This window comes from Pseudoflavitalea rhizosphaerae (assembly GCF_003991355.1).
GTDB classification, from domain to species: Bacteria; Bacteroidota; Bacteroidia; order Chitinophagales; family Chitinophagaceae; genus Pseudobacter; species Pseudobacter rhizosphaerae.
The window spans coordinates 204,911-222,217 of record NZ_RCSU01000012.1; the positions used below are offsets into that span (position 1 = coordinate 204,911).

The 17,307-nt window shown below is 48.0% G+C and carries 18 protein-coding genes; 7 read left to right on the top strand and 11 right to left on the bottom strand.

Translation table 11 applies throughout. The features are described from left to right. Positions 1–161: 161 nt before the first annotated feature. Together D9Y29_RS20155 and rpoN are read right to left on the bottom strand one after the other, a co-directional pair. Positions 162–839, bottom strand: a complete 678-nt coding sequence (locus D9Y29_RS20155) for a hypothetical protein (RefSeq protein WP_127131624.1) — start codon at positions 837–839, stop codon at positions 162–164. Further along, positions 839–2,329, bottom strand: a complete 1,491-nt coding sequence (gene rpoN, locus D9Y29_RS20160; protein WP_127131626.1) for an RNA polymerase factor sigma-54 — start codon at positions 2,327–2,329, stop codon at positions 839–841. Before rpoN ends, D9Y29_RS20155 begins: the two co-directional genes overlap by 1 nt. 93 nt (positions 2,330–2,422) lie before the next feature. On the opposite strand from rpoN, the gene D9Y29_RS20165 reads away from it, so the two are divergent. Beyond that, a complete protein-coding gene (locus D9Y29_RS20165) occupies positions 2,423–2,908 on the top strand; it encodes a hypothetical protein (protein ID WP_127131628.1) in 486 nt (161 codons plus the stop codon). A 25-nt stretch (positions 2,909–2,933) separates the two neighbouring features. Here the strand turns inward: D9Y29_RS20165 and D9Y29_RS20170 are convergent, their stop codons facing one another. The 5 genes from D9Y29_RS20170 to D9Y29_RS20190 all read right to left on the bottom strand — a co-directional run bounded on the left by D9Y29_RS20170 (position 2,934) and on the right by D9Y29_RS20190 (position 7,902). Then, positions 2,934–4,157, bottom strand: a complete 1,224-nt coding sequence (locus tag D9Y29_RS20170) for a DegT/DnrJ/EryC1/StrS family aminotransferase (RefSeq protein ID WP_127131630.1) — start codon at positions 4,155–4,157, stop codon at positions 2,934–2,936. A gap of 81 nt (positions 4,158–4,238) precedes the next feature. Further along, positions 4,239–5,783: a glycoside hydrolase family 10-like protein gene (locus tag D9Y29_RS20175; protein WP_127131632.1), complete on the bottom strand. Its 1,545-nt coding sequence runs from the start codon at positions 5,781–5,783 to the stop codon at positions 4,239–4,241. A 41-nt stretch (positions 5,784–5,824) separates the two neighbouring features. Next, positions 5,825–6,277, bottom strand: coding sequence for a MarR family winged helix-turn-helix transcriptional regulator (locus D9Y29_RS20180; RefSeq protein WP_127131634.1), 453 nt, complete (start codon positions 6,275–6,277; stop codon positions 5,825–5,827). 39 nt (positions 6,278–6,316) lie between these two features. After that, positions 6,317–6,802 carry a DinB family protein gene (locus tag D9Y29_RS20185; RefSeq protein WP_127131636.1) on the bottom strand — a complete coding sequence of 162 codons (486 nt, stop codon included), beginning with the start codon at positions 6,800–6,802 and terminating at the stop codon, positions 6,317–6,319. Positions 6,803–6,870: 68 nt separating this feature from the next. Beyond that, complete coding sequence (locus D9Y29_RS20190; RefSeq protein ID WP_127131638.1) at positions 6,871–7,902, bottom strand: radical SAM/SPASM domain-containing protein; 1,032 nt, start codon at positions 7,900–7,902, stop codon at positions 6,871–6,873. Positions 7,903–8,050: 148 nt separating this feature from the next. Between D9Y29_RS20190 and D9Y29_RS20195 the strand changes: the two genes are divergently transcribed. Continuing rightward, positions 8,051–8,824, top strand: a complete 774-nt coding sequence (locus D9Y29_RS20195; RefSeq protein ID WP_127131640.1) for a glycoside hydrolase family 25 protein — start codon at positions 8,051–8,053, stop codon at positions 8,822–8,824. Between the two features lie 141 nt (positions 8,825–8,965). Here the strand turns inward: D9Y29_RS20195 and D9Y29_RS20200 are convergent, their stop codons facing one another. From D9Y29_RS20200 to D9Y29_RS20215, 4 genes are read right to left on the bottom strand one after another with little or no spacing between them, the layout of a single operon-like run. After that, positions 8,966–9,394, bottom strand: coding sequence for a YybH family protein (locus tag D9Y29_RS20200; RefSeq protein WP_127131642.1), 429 nt, complete (start codon positions 9,392–9,394; stop codon positions 8,966–8,968). 21 nt (positions 9,395–9,415) lie between these two features. Continuing rightward, positions 9,416–10,099 (bottom strand): gluconate 2-dehydrogenase subunit 3 family protein, encoded by a 684-nt coding sequence (locus tag D9Y29_RS20205; RefSeq protein WP_127131644.1) that lies wholly within the window; start codon positions 10,097–10,099, stop codon positions 9,416–9,418. A gap of 19 nt (positions 10,100–10,118) precedes the next feature. Beyond that, the gene (locus tag D9Y29_RS20210; protein WP_127131646.1) at positions 10,119–11,798 is read right to left on the bottom strand and encodes a GMC oxidoreductase; all 1,680 of its coding nucleotides are present in this window, start codon (positions 11,796–11,798) and stop codon (positions 10,119–10,121) included. 51 nt (positions 11,799–11,849) lie between these two features. After that, complete coding sequence (locus tag D9Y29_RS20215) at positions 11,850–12,737, bottom strand: hydroxypyruvate isomerase family protein (protein ID WP_127131648.1); 888 nt, start codon at positions 12,735–12,737, stop codon at positions 11,850–11,852. Between the two features lie 62 nt (positions 12,738–12,799). Here D9Y29_RS20215 and D9Y29_RS20220 point away from each other — a divergent pair, with 62 nt between their 5' ends. The 5 genes from D9Y29_RS20220 (at position 12,800) to D9Y29_RS20240 (ending at position 17,153) form a co-directional block, all read left to right on the top strand. Then, a complete protein-coding gene (locus tag D9Y29_RS20220; RefSeq protein ID WP_127131650.1) occupies positions 12,800–13,957 on the top strand; it encodes a Gfo/Idh/MocA family protein in 1,158 nt (385 codons plus the stop codon). Next, positions 13,954–15,006, top strand: a complete 1,053-nt coding sequence (locus D9Y29_RS20225) for a sugar phosphate isomerase/epimerase family protein (RefSeq protein WP_127131652.1) — start codon at positions 13,954–13,956, stop codon at positions 15,004–15,006. Before D9Y29_RS20220 ends, D9Y29_RS20225 begins: the two co-directional genes overlap by 4 nt. A gap of 44 nt (positions 15,007–15,050) precedes the next feature. Continuing rightward, the gene (locus D9Y29_RS20230; RefSeq protein ID WP_127131654.1) at positions 15,051–15,443 is read left to right on the top strand and encodes a c-type cytochrome; all 393 of its coding nucleotides are present in this window, start codon (positions 15,051–15,053) and stop codon (positions 15,441–15,443) included. Between the two features lie 150 nt (positions 15,444–15,593). Next, positions 15,594–16,331, top strand: a complete 738-nt coding sequence (locus tag D9Y29_RS20235) for a 3-keto-disaccharide hydrolase (RefSeq protein ID WP_127131656.1) — start codon at positions 15,594–15,596, stop codon at positions 16,329–16,331. A 33-nt stretch (positions 16,332–16,364) separates the two neighbouring features. Further along, complete coding sequence (locus D9Y29_RS20240; RefSeq protein ID WP_127131658.1) at positions 16,365–17,153, top strand: 3-keto-disaccharide hydrolase; 789 nt, start codon at positions 16,365–16,367, stop codon at positions 17,151–17,153. The last annotated feature ends 154 nt before the right edge of the window (positions 17,154–17,307 follow it).

The window sequence follows — 17,307 nt, forward strand, 5'->3', positions numbered from 1 at the left end:
AACATACCACTACTTTTGTAGGGATGTTGGGCTGTGGAATGGAGAGATGGGGCTGAAGATTAAAGCCGGGCTTCTTCGCTTATGTTTTGAAGGCCGAAGATCAGCACCCCTTCGCTCAATGGGGGTGAAGGTGCGAGGCCGTAGAATACAATTAATACAACTTATAGCCAGACTGCGATCAGCTGGAAAAAGGCTCCTACGATAAGGCCGGAATAGATCTCTTTGGGGCTGTGATCACTTACGAGGAAGCGGGCCGTACATACAAGACCGGCAATAAAGAAAGCGATGGCTACAAAGAGAGCGGTTTCTTCGCGCTGGTTGAATGCCAGGAGAAGGAAGAAGGCGATCAGTCCACCAACGCCGGTGGCATGCATGCTGATCTTATAACGAATGTTGAAAAGCCAGGCCCCGCAGACGGCGAGAAAGGTGCCCAGCAGGAATTTGACAAAGTATTCGGGGATGTCCTGGAGGTTGTGGAATACGTACCAGATCCAGAAATAGAAAGTGATGGCAGCTACGTAAGGGATGATCCTTTCTTTTTGGGTGCGCAGCTGGAAGCTTTGAACGAAACCGAGGGCTCGCATCAGTAAAACGGCAAATGCAGGCAGGAAGCCGGTGCTGAAGAATACACTGGCAAGGGTGAATACCTTTTGCTTTTCAGCCATGCCGGCGAATGCATAAGGATGAATGAAAAGCAGGTAGGCAGTAACGTAGGCAGGCAGGAAGAGTGGATGGAATATATATGAAATTATCTGTGCAATGGTACGGATCAACGCAGGTTGATCAGGTAGTGGGCGAGATTCAGTAATCAGCTGGTCCATGAAATTGTTCTTCTCCATTATAATTCTTTTCGCAACCTGGCTACGGGAATATTTAGTTGCTCCCTGTATTTGGCTACGGTTCTGCGTGCAATATTATATCCTTTTTCCTGGAGCATCTCGGTTAACTTTTCATCGCTCAGCGGTTTTTTCTTGCTTTCGCCTTCGATCATATCGCTGAGGATCTTTTTCACTTCACGGGTGCTCACTTCTTCGCCGCTTTCAGTGCTGAGGGACTCACTGAAGAAGAATTTCAAACGGTAAGTACCGAATTCGGTTTGCACGAATTTGCTGTTGGCCACACGGCTTACCGTGGAAATATCCAGCATGGTGCGCTCGGCAATATCTTTCAGGATCATGGGTTTCAGGCTGGTCTCGTCGCCGGTGAGGAAGAACTCGCGCTGATATTCCATGATGGTGCCCATTACGCTGCTGAGGGTATGTTGTCTTTGTTTGATGGCATCGATGAACCATTTGGCAGCATCGATCTTTTGCTTGATGAAGAGCACGGCTTCTTTCTGCCGTTTGTCTTTTTTGCTGGCGCGGTCGTATTCGCGCAGCATATCCTTGTACCCTTCGCTGATGCGGAGGTCCGGAGCATTCTTTGAGTTGAGAGTGAGCTCCAGTTTGCCGCCATTATTGTACACGAAGAAATCTGGCACCACATAGCTTTCGGCTTTGTTGGTCTCGGCATGATTGCCGCCGGGCTTGGGTGTGAGACGGATGATCTGACCGATCACTTCTTTCAGACCTTCATCGTTCATACCAAGGCCGCGCTGGATCTTATCGTAATGCTTCTTGGTGAATTCATCGAAATAATCAGTGAGCACGGCGATGGCTTTTTCAACTTCCTTGCCTTCGGCTTTCTGACGCTGCAATTGTAAGAGCAGGCATTCCTGCAGATCGCGCGCAGCAACGCCGGCGGGATCGAAGCTCTGGATCAGGCGGATCACTTCTTCCACCTCCTGTTCATTACTGTCGATATTCTGGCGGAAGGCCAGGTCATCTACAATGGAAGCGCCATCGCGGCGGAGATAACCATCATCGTCGATGCTGCCCACTATCTGCTCTGCGATGCGCTTCTTGCGATCATCGAGTTTGAGCATGCCCAATTGTTCCAGCAGGAACTCGTGGAAGGATGTTTCGATGCGGTAAGGCACCACTTTGTTATCATCCACTTCGGGATAGTTATCATCGCGGAGTTTGTAATCTGCGATCTCTCCATCTTCATCACCTACATATTCGCTGATATCGATATTGTCGTATTCCTCTTCACTGCCATCTGGTTCATAATCCTCGTCCGCGTTATTTTCGAATTCGTCTTTCAGATCGTTATCGAACTGATCATCGTGATCTTCTTCCGACTGTTCCAGAGCAGGGTTTTCTTCCAGTTCCTCTTTGATCCTCTCTTCGAGGTTGGCAGTAGGAACCTGCAACAGCTTCATCAGTTGAATCTGTTGGGGCGAAAGTTTTTGTAGTAGCTTTTGTTGTAAACTCTGACTCAGTGCCATGTGCGTCTTAGGGATTTTTTCCCGCCATTCACCAAATTTTGGAAAATTTCGCGGTTCCACAAAAATCAGGCCGTAAATTTACAGACAAATGTAATGCAGGTGGTAAAACGATTTTATAAAATTATTGTTGTGGCGGCATTTTGCCTGCAAACCCTTGCTGTAACTGGATTGTACGCGCAAAATTATTTTCCGTCCGTTGTTGGTAAAAAGCAAGGGCCAGGGCTTTGGCAACTTGACAAATATCAAACAAAACTTAAGGTGCCGCAAGCCGCTCGCCTCCTGGCGAGTGGCAACTATTTTGTCGCCTCCGGCGACACAACAGGGTGCTGCAAACTGCTCTTCGCCGGAGGCGAAGGAATAAAAGTCACTCGTCGGGAGGCGAGCGACTGGCACTCCCTGCTCCGTAGGATGCAGGCTGCGAGCGGCTTTCGGCCGACATCAATCATTACCCCTAATCACTACACCAACCATTTCGGATTCTTCTGCAAACAGGAGCTAAGAATAGAAAAAGCGACCAGGATACCCTTCCGTTTCCGGTTAGGATCCCTGGCCGCCTGTAATGCCATTGAAGGAAAATGACTTCCAACAACTGCTTATAAGATGATTATACTTTCAGTTTGATCACTTCTCCGCTGAGTGACTTTTTGATCACCTGTGCCATTTTCTCCCCTTTTTCGCGGGCCTGTTCCTCAGACCAGAGCAGGCTGATCTGTGTACTCACACTGCGGCCGATCACGGCATCGCTGGCGGAGAAATCTTTGTTCGCATGATGGATCACTGCTTTTTTCTGATCAGGATGCAGTTCATTGAGCGATGCTGCGGATTTCAGATGCGCCCAATTACGGATATAATGCCAGTTGTGATCGTACCAGTAGATGCTGCCCGCGATCTGTCCCTCTGCTTTGAGCAATGCAACGGCATTGGCAGTGGCTTCGCGGGTAGGCAGGAACCAGCTCACATGCGTATGACTATCACCGGTAGGATCGGGGATCCTGCGGAAGCTGATCTCAGGAACCTCTGCCAGTGCAGATTTCAGCGCATCGAAGTTCCGTTTCATGATCGCGAGGAATTCTTCCAGCCTATTAAATTGCGCAAGGCCCACGGCAGCATGCAGTTCAGAGATACGGAAATTGTATCCAAGGAAAGGGTGAAGGTCTGCGCCGCGGTCAACACCGAGGTGATCATGACCGTGATCACTGAACCCATCGCATTTACGCCAGATCTCTTCTGAATTGGTGGTGATGGCGCCGCCTTCGCCGCAGGTAACAGTCTTCACAAAATCGAAAGAGAAAGTTCCGGCATCACCAATTGTGCCGAGATATTTTCCTTTGTATTTGGCGCCGGTACTCTGGCAGGCATCTTCCAGCAAAAGCAGTTTGTGTTCTTTACAGATCTGCATCAGCGCATCCATATCGGACATGCTGCCGCACATATGCACTGGCATGATCACTTTTGTTTTGGGTGTGATGGCTGCGCGAACAGCGGCAGGATCGAGGGTGAGGGTATCATCCACATCAACCAGCACAGGCACAGCCCCTACGGTGATCACCGCTTCAAAACTGGCCACGAAAGTAAAAGTAGGCATGATCACTTCATCACCAGAACCCACGCCCATAGCGGCGAGAGCTGTTACAAGTGCAGCAGTGCCGCTTGATACAACCTGTGTGTATTGAGCTCCGAGTTTATTACTGATGGCAGCTTCCAGTTCTTTTGATTTCCAAATTCCTTTGCGGGGGCCGTCGAAACCGTAACGCATGATGATACCGGTGTTCAGTACATCATTCACGTGTTTACGTTCTGATTCACCAAATAATTCAAAGCCTGGCATAATAATATGCGCTGGGGTTTTATATTGGAGGTCCAATTCCAGCAGGAAGCAAAGTTATAAAAAACAGGAATTAAGAAGATCCTATTTCATAGTCCAGCCCATACGTTGATCGCGAATGGCGTCCAGTTTCATCGGCCAGTTGATATAGGGTTTACTTTCCTGGTTGTTTTCGTCGATGGTGGTTACATAAAACCTCGCAAACTGCTTGTCTCCGGGCAGCGGGGCCTGGAAAGTGCAGGAGTCAGTATGGTATTGCGTTCCCACCAGCGCGGAATTGTAGAAGTTATTGTTGGGCCCGTTGATATAACAGGCATAGAGCCGGAATCCTTTGATCTGTTTACCTTCTTCAGTATCTTTTTTCACGCCGATCTGCAGACCATTGTTGATGGTACTAACGGTAGTAACAACCGGCGCAGCAGGTAGCAGCGAATCCAGCCATGGCATGTCTGGGATCAGCGCAGGTTCTTTGTAATAATTGAGGCGAAGGCTATCGCTCCATCCCAGTGGGTTGTTCACAAAGCTTTTGCTGCTGAAATAGATGGCGCCCTGTACTTCAGGATAGTCGCGCATTTCACGTATCTGGCGGGGTAATTGGTTTCTTTGTCTCCAGGCAGCATTGCTATTGGCGCGATAGATACCGAGGCCGATATAAAGATGTCTGCCATAAGTATGCTGACTCCACCAATCGAGCAATACTTCATAAGGAGCGTTCTTCTGACCGAACTCCCAGTAGAGTTGTGGCGCCACATAATCGATCCAGCCTTCTTTCAACCATAATAAAATATCTGCATAGAGATCATCATAATTGGTTACACCTGCACGGGTATCGCTGCCCATCGGGTCTTTGCTGGCATTTCGCCATACACCAAAAGGCGAGATACCGAATTTCACATGGGGGTTTTCTTCCTTGATCGCCTGGCTGAGCGCCACGATCACGGAATCCACATTCCCTCTTCTCCAATCGGATTTGCTCAGTCCATTGCCATATTTATTGTATGAGCCCTGATCAGGAAATTCCTTTCCGGCAATTTTGTAAGGATAGAAATAATCATCGAAGTGGATGGCATCTACATTGTAGCGGCTCACTATGTCCCGCACCACTTTCACTACAAACTTTTGCACATCTTTATTACCGGGGTCGAAATACCTGGCGGTCCCATAAGTAACAAACCATTCGGGATGTAGCCTGGTGATATGCGTTGCCGCGATGGAACTCTTGCCAATGCTGAATTCCGCACGGTAGGGATTACACCAGGCATGGAATTCCATTCCACGTTTGTGTGCTTCTTCGATCATGAATTCGAGGGGATCATAATACGGATTGGGCGGCGTGCCCTGCTTGCCGGTGAGCCATTGGCTCCAGGGTTCGTACTGCGAAGGATAGAACGCATCGGCGGCAGGCCGCACCTGTACGATCACGGCATTGAGGCCATTGCGCTGGTGCATGTCCAGTAAACTGATGTATTCCGCTTTCTGACTTTCTGTATTGTAATTGCCGCGTGAAGGCCAGTCGATATTATCAACGGTAGCAATCCATGCTGCTCTGAACTCTCTGGGGGGTTGTGCATGCAGGCTACCGTTCACAAGCAGGATGGCCAGCAGAACAACGGACAATACTCTTTTCATAATTTCGGATCCTGTTTACGCAAAACGCCGAAATTACTGGATTATTCTGAGTTCCGGAGCTTATCCAGCAGTTGATTTAACGTTTTGGCTTCGTCTCCGGTAAGCTTTCCCAGGATGCCGTCCATCTCATCAGTATAGGAGTCCAGCTTGTCCAGAAGGGCCAGTCCTTTTTCTGAAATGGTAACGTCCACCAGTCTTCTGTCTGTTTTGCAGATCACTTTTGTAGCCAGGTCTTTACGGATGAGCCTGTCCACAATTCTACTTGTGTCGCTCATTTTGTCCAGCATCCTGTTACGGATCTGCAGGGTAGACAAGGGAGTGGTAGCGCCTCTGAGGATACGCAGGATGTTGAACTGCTGAGGAGTGATATCTTCTCGGCCGAAGATGTCTTTGAGTCTCTCCATCACCCAGTTATAAGTGAAGATGAGGTTCACCATAGAGCGTTGATGCTCGTTGCGGAACTTCGTTTGTTGAATGTCGTTATCTATGCTCATGTCCAATGCTGAAAGGGTGTTAATATGATATATATACAATTAAACCGGCCGGATCGTTGCACGAAAAATACTGGTGAGCTGAAAAATGCTGAACAGATGATGGGCTTCGTGAAGAAGGAACATTTCCGTCCACTCTGAAATGCTGAGCTGGCCATACTTTTTGTGCATTCCTGTTCTGCGAAGGATGGGATCAGGTAATGATACCAGGTGATTGATCAATATGAAGCGCTGGGTAGTAAAGTCTTCCGAGATTTCATTGATTGGCCTCTGTACGCAATCAGGGAATAAAGGATCATTATCCGCCACATAGGGTTCAAATTCAGGCTGCTCTTCCTGCTCAATTCTTTTCAGTCTATTGTAAAACATCGGCTGGTAGGCCGTCAGGTGCGCCATTTGTTCATAGGCGCTCCATTTTTCAGGAATCACGTGGGTACGGAGTTCTGGCTCCGTGAAGCCTCTTACCAGGTCCTGCAACACATCCTGCTGGTGTTGCAGCCGGATGGTGGTAATGGTGGAAAGTGGCATGCGACTGACTTTAGGCTTATCAAATTACAAACAATAAATTGGGCAGCCGGCAGTTTTGCATTTGTTTATCAATCGCTCCAAACACGGGTGCCTTCGCTGCAGTTAGCACATATGTCGATATTCTTCCTGCTTTGTAACAGTTGTTTCCGGAAATTGATGTACTGATCATTGTGCCAGATCTCTTTGAACTTTTTTCCTTTGAGATCACCAAGCGTATGCTGTGCATCTTTATCAAAGCAACAGGGCACCACCAGGCCGTCCCAACTGATCACAGTAGCATGCCATAAACGCCAGCAGTGATTGTTCAGCGAATTCTTGAATTCGTATTCACCATTGCTGTTCTTTTTATAACGACTGTATTTATCATTGGTGGGGATGAGATTATTGGGATCATTTTCATAATCATATACCTGCGCAGTTTTGAAACGCACTTCATCCACTCCTATTTCTTTGGCCAATTGTTTGATTTCCTCAATCTGGTGTTCATTGTGTTTCACCACCAGGAACTGGAAAAAAACAAATGGTGTTTTACTTTTCAGTTCTTTTTTCCATTTAACGATATTGCGGGCGCCTTCCAGCACTTTCTCCAGTTTACCACCCACACGATAACTCTGATAGGTATCCTGTGTGGTGCCGTCGATGGAAATGATGAGCCTGTCTAACCCGCTTTCCACGGTCTTTCGTGCATTGTTGTCGTTCAGGTAATGCGCATTGGTGCTGGTAGCGGTGTATACGCCTTTGTCCGATGCATATTTCACCATGTCCAGGAAAGCCGGATTGAGATAGGGCTCGCCCTGGAAATAGAACACGAGATAGAGCAACTCTTTAGAGAGCTGGTCGATGGTTTCCCGGAAGAAATCTTTCTGCAGCATACCGGTGGGCCTGGTGAATGCGCGCAGTCCGCTGGGACATTCCGGGCATCGCAGGTTGCAACTGGTGGTGGGCTCAAATGAAATAGAAATGGGATAGCCCCATTGTACAGGGCGTTTGGTCCACTTACTTATATAATAACTGCTGAGCACCTTCGTGGCATTGAAGGTGCGTCTCAAGGTAAGCTTGGATAAAAGATTGATACTATCGTGCCAGTTGAATCCGGGCATTAGAGTATAAAATTAAGGGTAAGGCAGTAATGGACAATGAATTGAACCACGTAACGTTTAATAAATCCTGATTGTTCGCTTATTGGGAACTTTTTGGCGGGTTGCATTCTTACGGTAAGGCGCACTCCTATATATTTGTATGCAGATTATGGCGAAGGTCAAAAAAAGTAATTTAGGCTGGAAGATCCTGATGGGAGCTGTTTTTCTCGGACTGCTGGTGATGGCGGGCTTCCGATTGTATGAATGGTGGATAGAGAGAAAAGCGCATTTTGTTCGATATGAGGCTTTTGGTATCGAAGTGCCCACCAATTACGAGATCCACGGCATCGATGTTTCGAAGTACCAGGAAACAATCGACTGGGAATCTGTCCGCGCCATGAATGTGGAAGGCATCAAGCTACACTTTGCTTTCATCAAAGCCACTGAAGGCAATGGCAATGAAGACCGGCAGTTCAAACGCAACTGGAAAAGATCCAGGGAAGCCGGCATGATCCGGGGCGCTTATCATTTCTTCATCTCCAGCAAAAGCGGCAAAACCCAGGCAGAGAATTTCATCAACTCCGTTGAATTGCAGCCTGGCGACCTCCCCCCAGTTCTTGATGTAGAACAAACCAATGGCCAGCGAAGCGATAAGATCCGCCAGCGTGTGCAGGAATGGCTCACCACCGTGGAGAACTATTATGGCGTAAAGCCCATTATCTATACGAATGTGGATTTTTATAAACAGATCCTCAAAGACGATTTTGATCACTATCCCCTATGGGTAGCCCATTATCTCCAAAAAGAAAAGCCGCGGATATACCGCGACTGGCATTTCTGGCAATACAGTGAGCAGGGCCGTGCGAATGGCATCCTGTATAAAACAGACTTCAATGTTTTCAATGGGGATTCAACGGCGTTCAGGGAGCTGCTGATTAATTGATGCTGCAACAAATAATCAGCGTGTGCCCAGTCGCTCGCCTCCTGGCGAGTGACTTTTGTTTAGTCGCCTCCGGCGACGCGGTGTTCGCCGGAGGCGAACAAATACAAGTCACTCGCCGGGAGGCGAGCGACTGGCAGCACCCTAACTACTATGATCCGCCACTATCACCCATTCCTTATTTATCTTTCGGACCAGCAGATTGAAATGGCCACTCAGGTCCCCATCCTTTCTCGCCAACTCCCATTTCCCCACCACGAAATAATACTCCGGGCTGAGACGTGAAAATCGTATGAACGTGAACGTGAGCTTACCCATCTGTTCTGCATTGCCGTAGCTCTTCTTATAATTATCTAGCGTATTCTTATACCCATAGGTAACGCCATTCTTCCCAACGAACATGAGGGAATCATTGTTCCAGTAACCCTTCATGAATCCATCTATATCCCCGCGGTTCCAGGCCTCATTCTGTTGGGCCAGAACAGCGCGGATGGCTTTTTCATCGGCGGACTGCGCTTTCAATGAAGCAGGAGCCAGCAGCCCGATGAATACAACAAGCAATAAAGTTCTCATATCATGTTTTGTTTTTTGCCTTTATCCCGAGAAAGCCCTATCACCCTTTTTGTAAGGATAATCACCAACATATTTGCCGGGAACAGGTTCGTAGCGCAGCGCCTGCTTCATTCCGATCTCGGAAGTGAAATATCCAAGCATGGTGAGCTGCTTCATCAGCATAAAGAAGTGGGGACCTCCTTCTGCTTTCACTTCTTCCAGCTTCGCTTCCAGTGACCTGATCTTTGCAGTATCGGCATTGGCAGAATCTTTCTTCAATGCTGCGATCTCTTTTTTGATCTCCCTGGTTTCCTTCTCTCCACTCATATGATTTTTCATATCAGCGTCCCATTCTTTAAGCAGTTCAGTGCGTTGTTCCGGCGTGAGCTTCATGAAGCCTTTGCTGAATTTCTTTTCACTGCTGGCTTCAATTTCTTTCATGCCTTTCAGGAAAGATTTCTGTTGCTTCTCATCATAGGAGTCACGCACCATTACAGTCATGAAGGCGCCTGTTTTGGCTGCTTTTGCGCCGGGCGTATCAGTAGTGGGGATGATGGTTTCAGCAATTTCATCCAGGTAGGCGATATCGTCTTTGGTGAAATCGAGGGAAGCTCCCTTCTTTTCGTCCTTATCGGAGAGTTTGCAACCAGAGAGGAAAAATTCTGCTCCTATCACGGAAGCTCCGAGTAATAATGCAACTCTCGACACGGCATCTCTTCTATTCATATTGAGATAGTTTCTGTGTTTAAAGGTTTCCTTTTTTCAGTTCTTCCACTGCAAAGTTGGCGGCCCTTGCAGTAAGCGCCATATAGGTGAGCGATGGATTCACACAAGCGGCGGATGTCATACAGGCGCCGTCTGTAACAAATACATTCTTCGCTTCCCATACCTGGTTATTGCCATTGAGTACGGAGGTTTTCGGGTCCTTACCCATACGCGCAGTTCCCATTTCGTGGATGCCCATGCCCATCGCATAACCATTATCGAAAGTGTGGGGATCTTTCACGCCTGCTACGGAAAGCATTTCCTGTGCATCGGCCATCATGTCTTTGCGCATCTTGAGCTCATTCTCTTTCAGTTCTGCATCGATGGCCAGTACTGGCAGCCCCCATTTATCTTTCTTCTCTTTGTCGAGGAAGATCCTGTTCTCGTGATGTGGCAGGATCTCACCAAAGGCAGTGATACCGATGCTCCAGTTTCCGGGCTCGGAGAGCATTTCCTTGAGGTCCACGCCAATGCTGAGTTCGGCTACATTGCGGCTCCAACCCTGGCGGCTGGCGCCACCCTGGTAACCGAATCCGCGAACATAATCCCGCTTATCGCCAAAGAGATTGCGATAACGCGGAATGTAAATACCGTTAGGCCTTTTGCCGAAATAATATTTATCATCGAACCCATCTACTGCACCGCTGGCGCCGAGACGGAAATGGTGGTCCATTACATTATGACCGAGCTCGCCGGAGCTACTGCCCAATCCGCCGGGCCAGATATCGGTAGCGGAGTTGAAGAGTACCCAGGTACTGTTGAATGCGGAAGCACAGAGGAAAACGATCTTCGCTTTGTATTCTGTGGTCTTGCTGGTTATTGCGTCTACTACTTCCACGCCGGTGGCCTTCTTCTTGTCTTTATCGTACAATACTCTTGTAACAATGGAGTCACATTGAACAGTGAGATTACCAGTTGCCACAGCTGCAGGCAGCGTACTGCTCTGGGTGCTGAAATACGCGCCGAACGGACATCCCAGCCAGCACTTATTGCGGAACTGGCATTGCGTTCTGCCGGGTACAGGCGCTGTAAGGTTCGCAGTACGACCAATGGTCATCAGGCGCTTGCCGCCATAATGTTTCTTGATGCCTTCGGCTACATGCTTTTCCACCACGTTCATATCCATCGGAGGAAGGAATTGTCCATCGGGTAATTGCGCCAGTCCATCCCTATTACCACTGATACCCGCGAATTTCTCCACATGATCATACCAGGGAGCGATCTCTTTGTATCGGATCGGCCAGTCAACACCAAAACCATCTTTTGAATTGGCTTCGAAATCGAAATCGCTGAAGCGATAGCTCTGACGGCCCCACATGATGGACCTACCGCCGAGATGGTAGCCACGATACCAGTCGAACCGTTTCACTTCTGTATATGGACAATCCTTTTCATTGGTCCAGTAGTGGAGGTTCTTTTCATTGAGGGGGTAGTCGCGTTTCAGGACCGGATAATCTTTGATCATTTCCTGGGTGCGTCCGCCGCGGTGCGGGAATTCCCAATCCGGTTTATTGGCTTCTTCATAATCTTTTATATGCTTGAGATCGTTACCTCTTTCAAGCATGAGTACTTTAAGACCTTTTTCAGTAAGCTCTTTAGCGGCCCAACCGCCACTGATTCCTGAGCCAACTACAATTGCGTCATATACATTGTCGGGCATGCGGGATCGATTGATAATGTGGAAAAAATATGTTACTCGTGATTCTCCTGATTAGATGTCGCAGATCTGGATCGCTTTCTGTAGTGCTGCGAGTTTTTCTTCATTCACTTTGGATGAAGGTATGAATTCCTGTGCTACATAGCCTTTGAAACCTGTGTCAACAATGGCTTGCATGATGGCAGGATAATATAATTCCTGTTTTTCATCTATCTCATGTCTTCCAGGGACACCGGCAGTATGATAATGCGTGATGTACTGGTGATTATCGCGAATGGTGCGGATCACATCTCCTTCATCGATCTGCATATGATAGATATCGTACAGCAATTTGAAATTCTCTGAGCCCAGTCGCTTGGCGAGTTCCACACCCCAGGCAGTTTTGTCGCACTGATAATCTTTATGATCGATCTTGCTGTTGAGCAGTTCCATCACCAGTGTTACATTATGTTTTTCTGCGAGGCCGATGATCTGTTTCAATCCGGCAACAGAATTCTTCCAGCCGGTTTCCGCATCCTTGCCCCTTGCATTGCCACTGAAGCAGATCAGATTCTTGTATCCGGCCTTTGCCACCAGCGGGATCATCTCTGTATAATTCTTAACGAGTATGGCATGGAACTGCGGATCGTTGAAACCGTCTACCAGGTTGATCTCCGCGCCATTGCACATGGAAGAAAAGATGCCATGCTTTTGCAGTGTGGGCCAGTCTTTCGGACCTACGAGATCGATTGCATAAATACCCATTTTTTTAACGGCCACAGCGAACTCTTCCAGCGGAACAGAACCGAAGCACCAGCGGCATACGGAATGATTTATTTTCCCTTTCAATGTTTGTTGATTATCTGATGTAGTGGTGAATGAGGAGAGCATGCCTGCAGTACCCACAGCAGCAGTACCTGCAACGAGATTTTTGATGGCAAGTCTTCGTGAATGATTGGTCATGTTTAATCGTTGGATCCGAAAAATACAAAATGTTACTTTATCTTAGACCATCAAATGTTTGCATGAACAGAAAATTAAGAATGGGAATGATCGGTGGAGGGAATAATGCCTTCATCGGCGCCATCCACCGCATCGCGGCCAATATGGACGGATTGATAGAACTCTCCTGTGGCGCACTAAGCTCAAACCCTGATACAGCAAGGGATTCAGGGAAATCGTTATTGCTGCCGGAGAACCGGATCTACACCAGCTATGAAGAGATGATCAAGAACGAACGATCGTTATCCGAAAATGAACGAATGGATTTCGTGAGTATCGTTACACCCAATCACGCGCATATTGGTCCGGCACTCATGGCGCTCGACAATGGCTTCCATGTTGTGATAGAAAAGCCAATGACCTTCACACTCGAAGAAGCAAAACAATTACAGCAGAAAGTTAAAGAGACCGGGCTCACACTCGCACTCACACATACCTATGCAGGCTACCCGATGGTAAAACAGGCCAGATCGATGGTACAGAGCGGCACTATTGGTAAAGTGAGAAAGATCTATGTGGAATATCCGCAGGGATGGCTCAGCCAGCTCAGTGAAAAAGAAGGAAACAAACAGGCCAGCTGGCGCACAGATCCCAGCCGCTCCGGAAAAGCAGGGGCCATGGGCGATATCGGCACACATGCCGCACACCTCGCAGAATATATTTCAGGATTGCAGATCACTGAACTCTGTGCAGATCTGAATATAGTTGTAGAAGGAAGGGCATTGGATGATGATGGCGCAGTACTGTTGCGATTCAACAATGGCGCATCGGGCGTGCTCATTGCATCGCAGGTGGCAGCCGGGGAAGAGAATGCACTCAAGATCCGCGTCTATGGCGAGAAAGGCGGCCTCGAATGGCACCAGATGGAACCCAACACACTCCTGGTGAAATGGCTGGACCAACCCACACAGGTATATCGCGCAGGACAAGGTTATCTTTCTTCCTTCGCCAAATTCAATACACGTACACCCGGTGGTCACCCCGAAGGTTATCTCGAAGCCTTCGCCAATATTTACCGCTGCTTCGCACTCACACTCGATGCAAAAATGAATGGGAATGTTCCCACACCTGAGATGCTCGACTTCCCCGGCGTTGAAGAAGGTGTTCGCGGTATGGCCTTCATCGATAATGTTGTGGCCAGCAGTAAGTCTTCACAAAAATGGACAAGTTTTAAAATATGAGAACCTTAAAAGGACCTGGCATTTTCCTGGCACAGTTTGCCGGCGACAATGCTCCATTCAATACATTGCCTTCCATTTGCAAATGGGCGGCAGGACTGGGTTTCAAAGGTGTTCAAATCCCCACCTGGGACAGTCGCCTGATAGATCTGCAACGCGCTGCCGAAAGCAAAACCTATGCGGACGAGCTCAAAGGCATCGTGGCAGAACATGGAATGGAGATCACGGAACTGAGCACACACCTGCAGGGTCAGCTCATTGCCGTGCATCCTGCTTACAATACTTTGTTCGATGGTTTCGCACCTGCGCAGTATCATAATAATCCAACTGCAAGAACTGACTGGGCCATTCAACAACTGAAATGGGCCGCGAAAGCTTCACAGAACCTGGGACTCAATGCCCACGCCACTTTCAGCGGAGCGTTACTCTGGCAGAATGTTTATCCCTGGCCGCAGAGACCTGCTGGTTTGGTAGAAACCGGATTCAAAGAACTTGCAGCAAGATGGCTCCCCATTCTGAATACTTTCGATGAACATGGAGTGGATGTTTGTTACGAACTGCATCCCGGAGAAGATCTTCATGATGGCATCACCTTCGAAACCTTCCTGGAGCATACCAATAATCATATTCGCGCCAATGTTCTCTACGATCCATCACATATGGTATTGCAGGGAATGGATTACCTCTCTTTCATCGATCATTATCATCAGCGCATCCGCGCCTTCCATGTGAAAGATGCAGAGTTCAACCCCACCGGCAAACAGGGCGTGTACGGCGGCTACCAGAGCTGGATCGACCGCGCGGGAAGATTCCGCTCACTGGGAGATGGACAGGTGAACTTCAAAGGCATCTTCAGCAAACTGGCGCAGTATGATTTTGCAGGATGGGCTGTTCTCGAATGGGAGTGCTGTATCAAACATCCCGAAGTGGGCGCAGCAGAAGGCGCAGTATTCATCAAAAACCATATCATCCCTGTTACTGATAAAGCCTTCGACGACTTTGCCGGAACAGGTAGCGATGAAAAATTTAATCGGGCAGTTCTCGGTTTGTAGAGTAAATTGCCATATTGATTGATGATTGATAAAACTGGTAACGAATGAAAAAGTTAATGGTTGTTTGCGCACTTGGCGCAGGCCTTATGATCTACGCTTGCGGTGGCAATGAAACCAAGACCGCAGAAACAAAAGAAGAAACAACGGAAAAGAAAGCCGCCACTTCCGATGCGGATGCAGAGAAAGCACTTGAAATGATCGCTTCTCTCGATTGCACTACCTGCCATAAGATCGAAGAAAAAAATATCGGGCCTTCTTACCGCGAAGTAGGTAATAAATATGAAGCAACCGATGCAGTGATCACAGACCTCAGCAACAAGATCATCAAGGGCGGCCAGGGCGTTTGGGGTTCTGTTCCCATGACGCCGCATCCGAATTTATCGATGGACAGCGCTAAAGTGATGGTGAAATACATCCTCAGCCTGAAAAATAAGTAAAGAGAACGGACAGTTCTCTTTTCCCGCGCGGCAGATGCAATCGCAACCAACACCGTTAACGGGATAATAACGAAGAAGAAGCTTCCAGGACAAACTTTTTTTGAATACAAGCCGGGGATTTACTTATTTTTAAACTATAATGAATCCCTTATGCTAAATCGATTTTGCAGCGCCCTGGCATTGATCGTTCTGTGCAGTTGCCACAGCGGACGTCAATCAACAGCTTCTTCTTCTCCCAACACACTCAGTTCCGCCGAAAAGCGGGAAGGCTGGCAGCTATTGTTCGATGGCACCAGCAAAAATGGCTGGCATATTTTCAATAACCGCACAGATGGTTCCGCCTGGAAAGTGGAAGAAGGTATTCTTTATCTCGATCCAAAAGCCAAAGGCCCCAAAGGTGAAGGGGGCGGCGAACTGATCTCTGATCAATCATTCAGCAATTTTCATTTGAAAGCTGACTGGAAGATCGATATCAACGGCAATAGCGGTATCATGTTCCTGGCGCAGGAAGACCCCAAATACAAGTATGCCTATCTCACCGGTCCGGAAATGCAGATCATCGATAATAACGGTCATGCTGATGCGAAAAATATCAAACACCGCGCCGGCGATCTCTATGATCTTATCACTGCCGTTCCTGAAAACGCCAAACCAGCCGGCGAATGGAATTCCAGCGAGATCATCCTCGATAATGGCAAACTCACCCTCATTCAGAATGGCACGAAAGTGGTTACCACCACCCTATGGAACGAACAATGGCAGGAACTGATCGCCAAAAGTAAATTCGTGAAGCTGCCGGACTTCGCCAAAGTTCGTGAAGGCAAATTCGTATTACAGGACCATGGCGATAAAGTATGGTTCAGAAATATTAAAGTGAAGCCGTTATAATGCTTATTTTAGAGCCAATTCAAAATATCTACTATGCGTTCAATGCTCGCCGTACTATTGCTTGCTGCCGGAATCACCGGATGTGCAGACAGTTCCAGTAACTCCGCTGATCAAACTAAAACAGATTCAACCATGGGTGGACCTGCAATAGATGTAACGCCTGCCAACAACGAATTGACAGGACAGGAAAAAGAAGAAGGCTGGCAACTCCTGTTCGATGGAAAGACAAAAAATGGCTGGCATGTATACAATAACAAATCCGATGGCAGCGCCTGGACAGTTGTTGATGGCACACTGCACCTCGATCCCAAAAACAAAAAGGACTGGCAAACTGTAGGCGGCGGCGATATCGTATCCGCTGAAGAGTTCGATAACTACCATCTCAAACTCGAATGGAAGCTGGACTCTGCCGGTAACAGCGGCATCATCCTCTTCATCAGGGAAGATCCCAAATTCGAGCATACCTGGCATACAGGCCCTGAAATGCAGGTGCTCGACAATGCAGCGCATCCCGATTCAAAGATCATCAAGCACCGCGCCGGCGACCTGTATGATCTCATCACCTCTTCTCCTGAAATGGTGAAACCCGCCGGAGAATGGAACCAGGTGGAGATCATTTCAAAAGATGCCAGACTGGAATTCATCCTCAACGGTACAATGGTTGTAAGCACTACAATGTGGGATGACAACTGGAAGAAAATGATCGCAGGCAGTAAATTCAAAGACATGCCTGCTTTTGGTACCATTAAAAAAGGAAGGATTGGTCTGCAGGACCATGGCGATCCCGTTTGGTACAGGAATATCAAGATCAAAAAATTGTAATAGAAAGGTTGAGATCCTGAACTGAAAAGTTCAGGCAAGAAAAAGCGAGGCTGCACAATGTGTTGCCTCGCTTTTCATTTGAGTTTTGGCAGTCGCTCGCCTCTGGCGAGTGACTTCTTTTTAGTCGCCTCCGGCGACGCGGTGGGGCTGACTA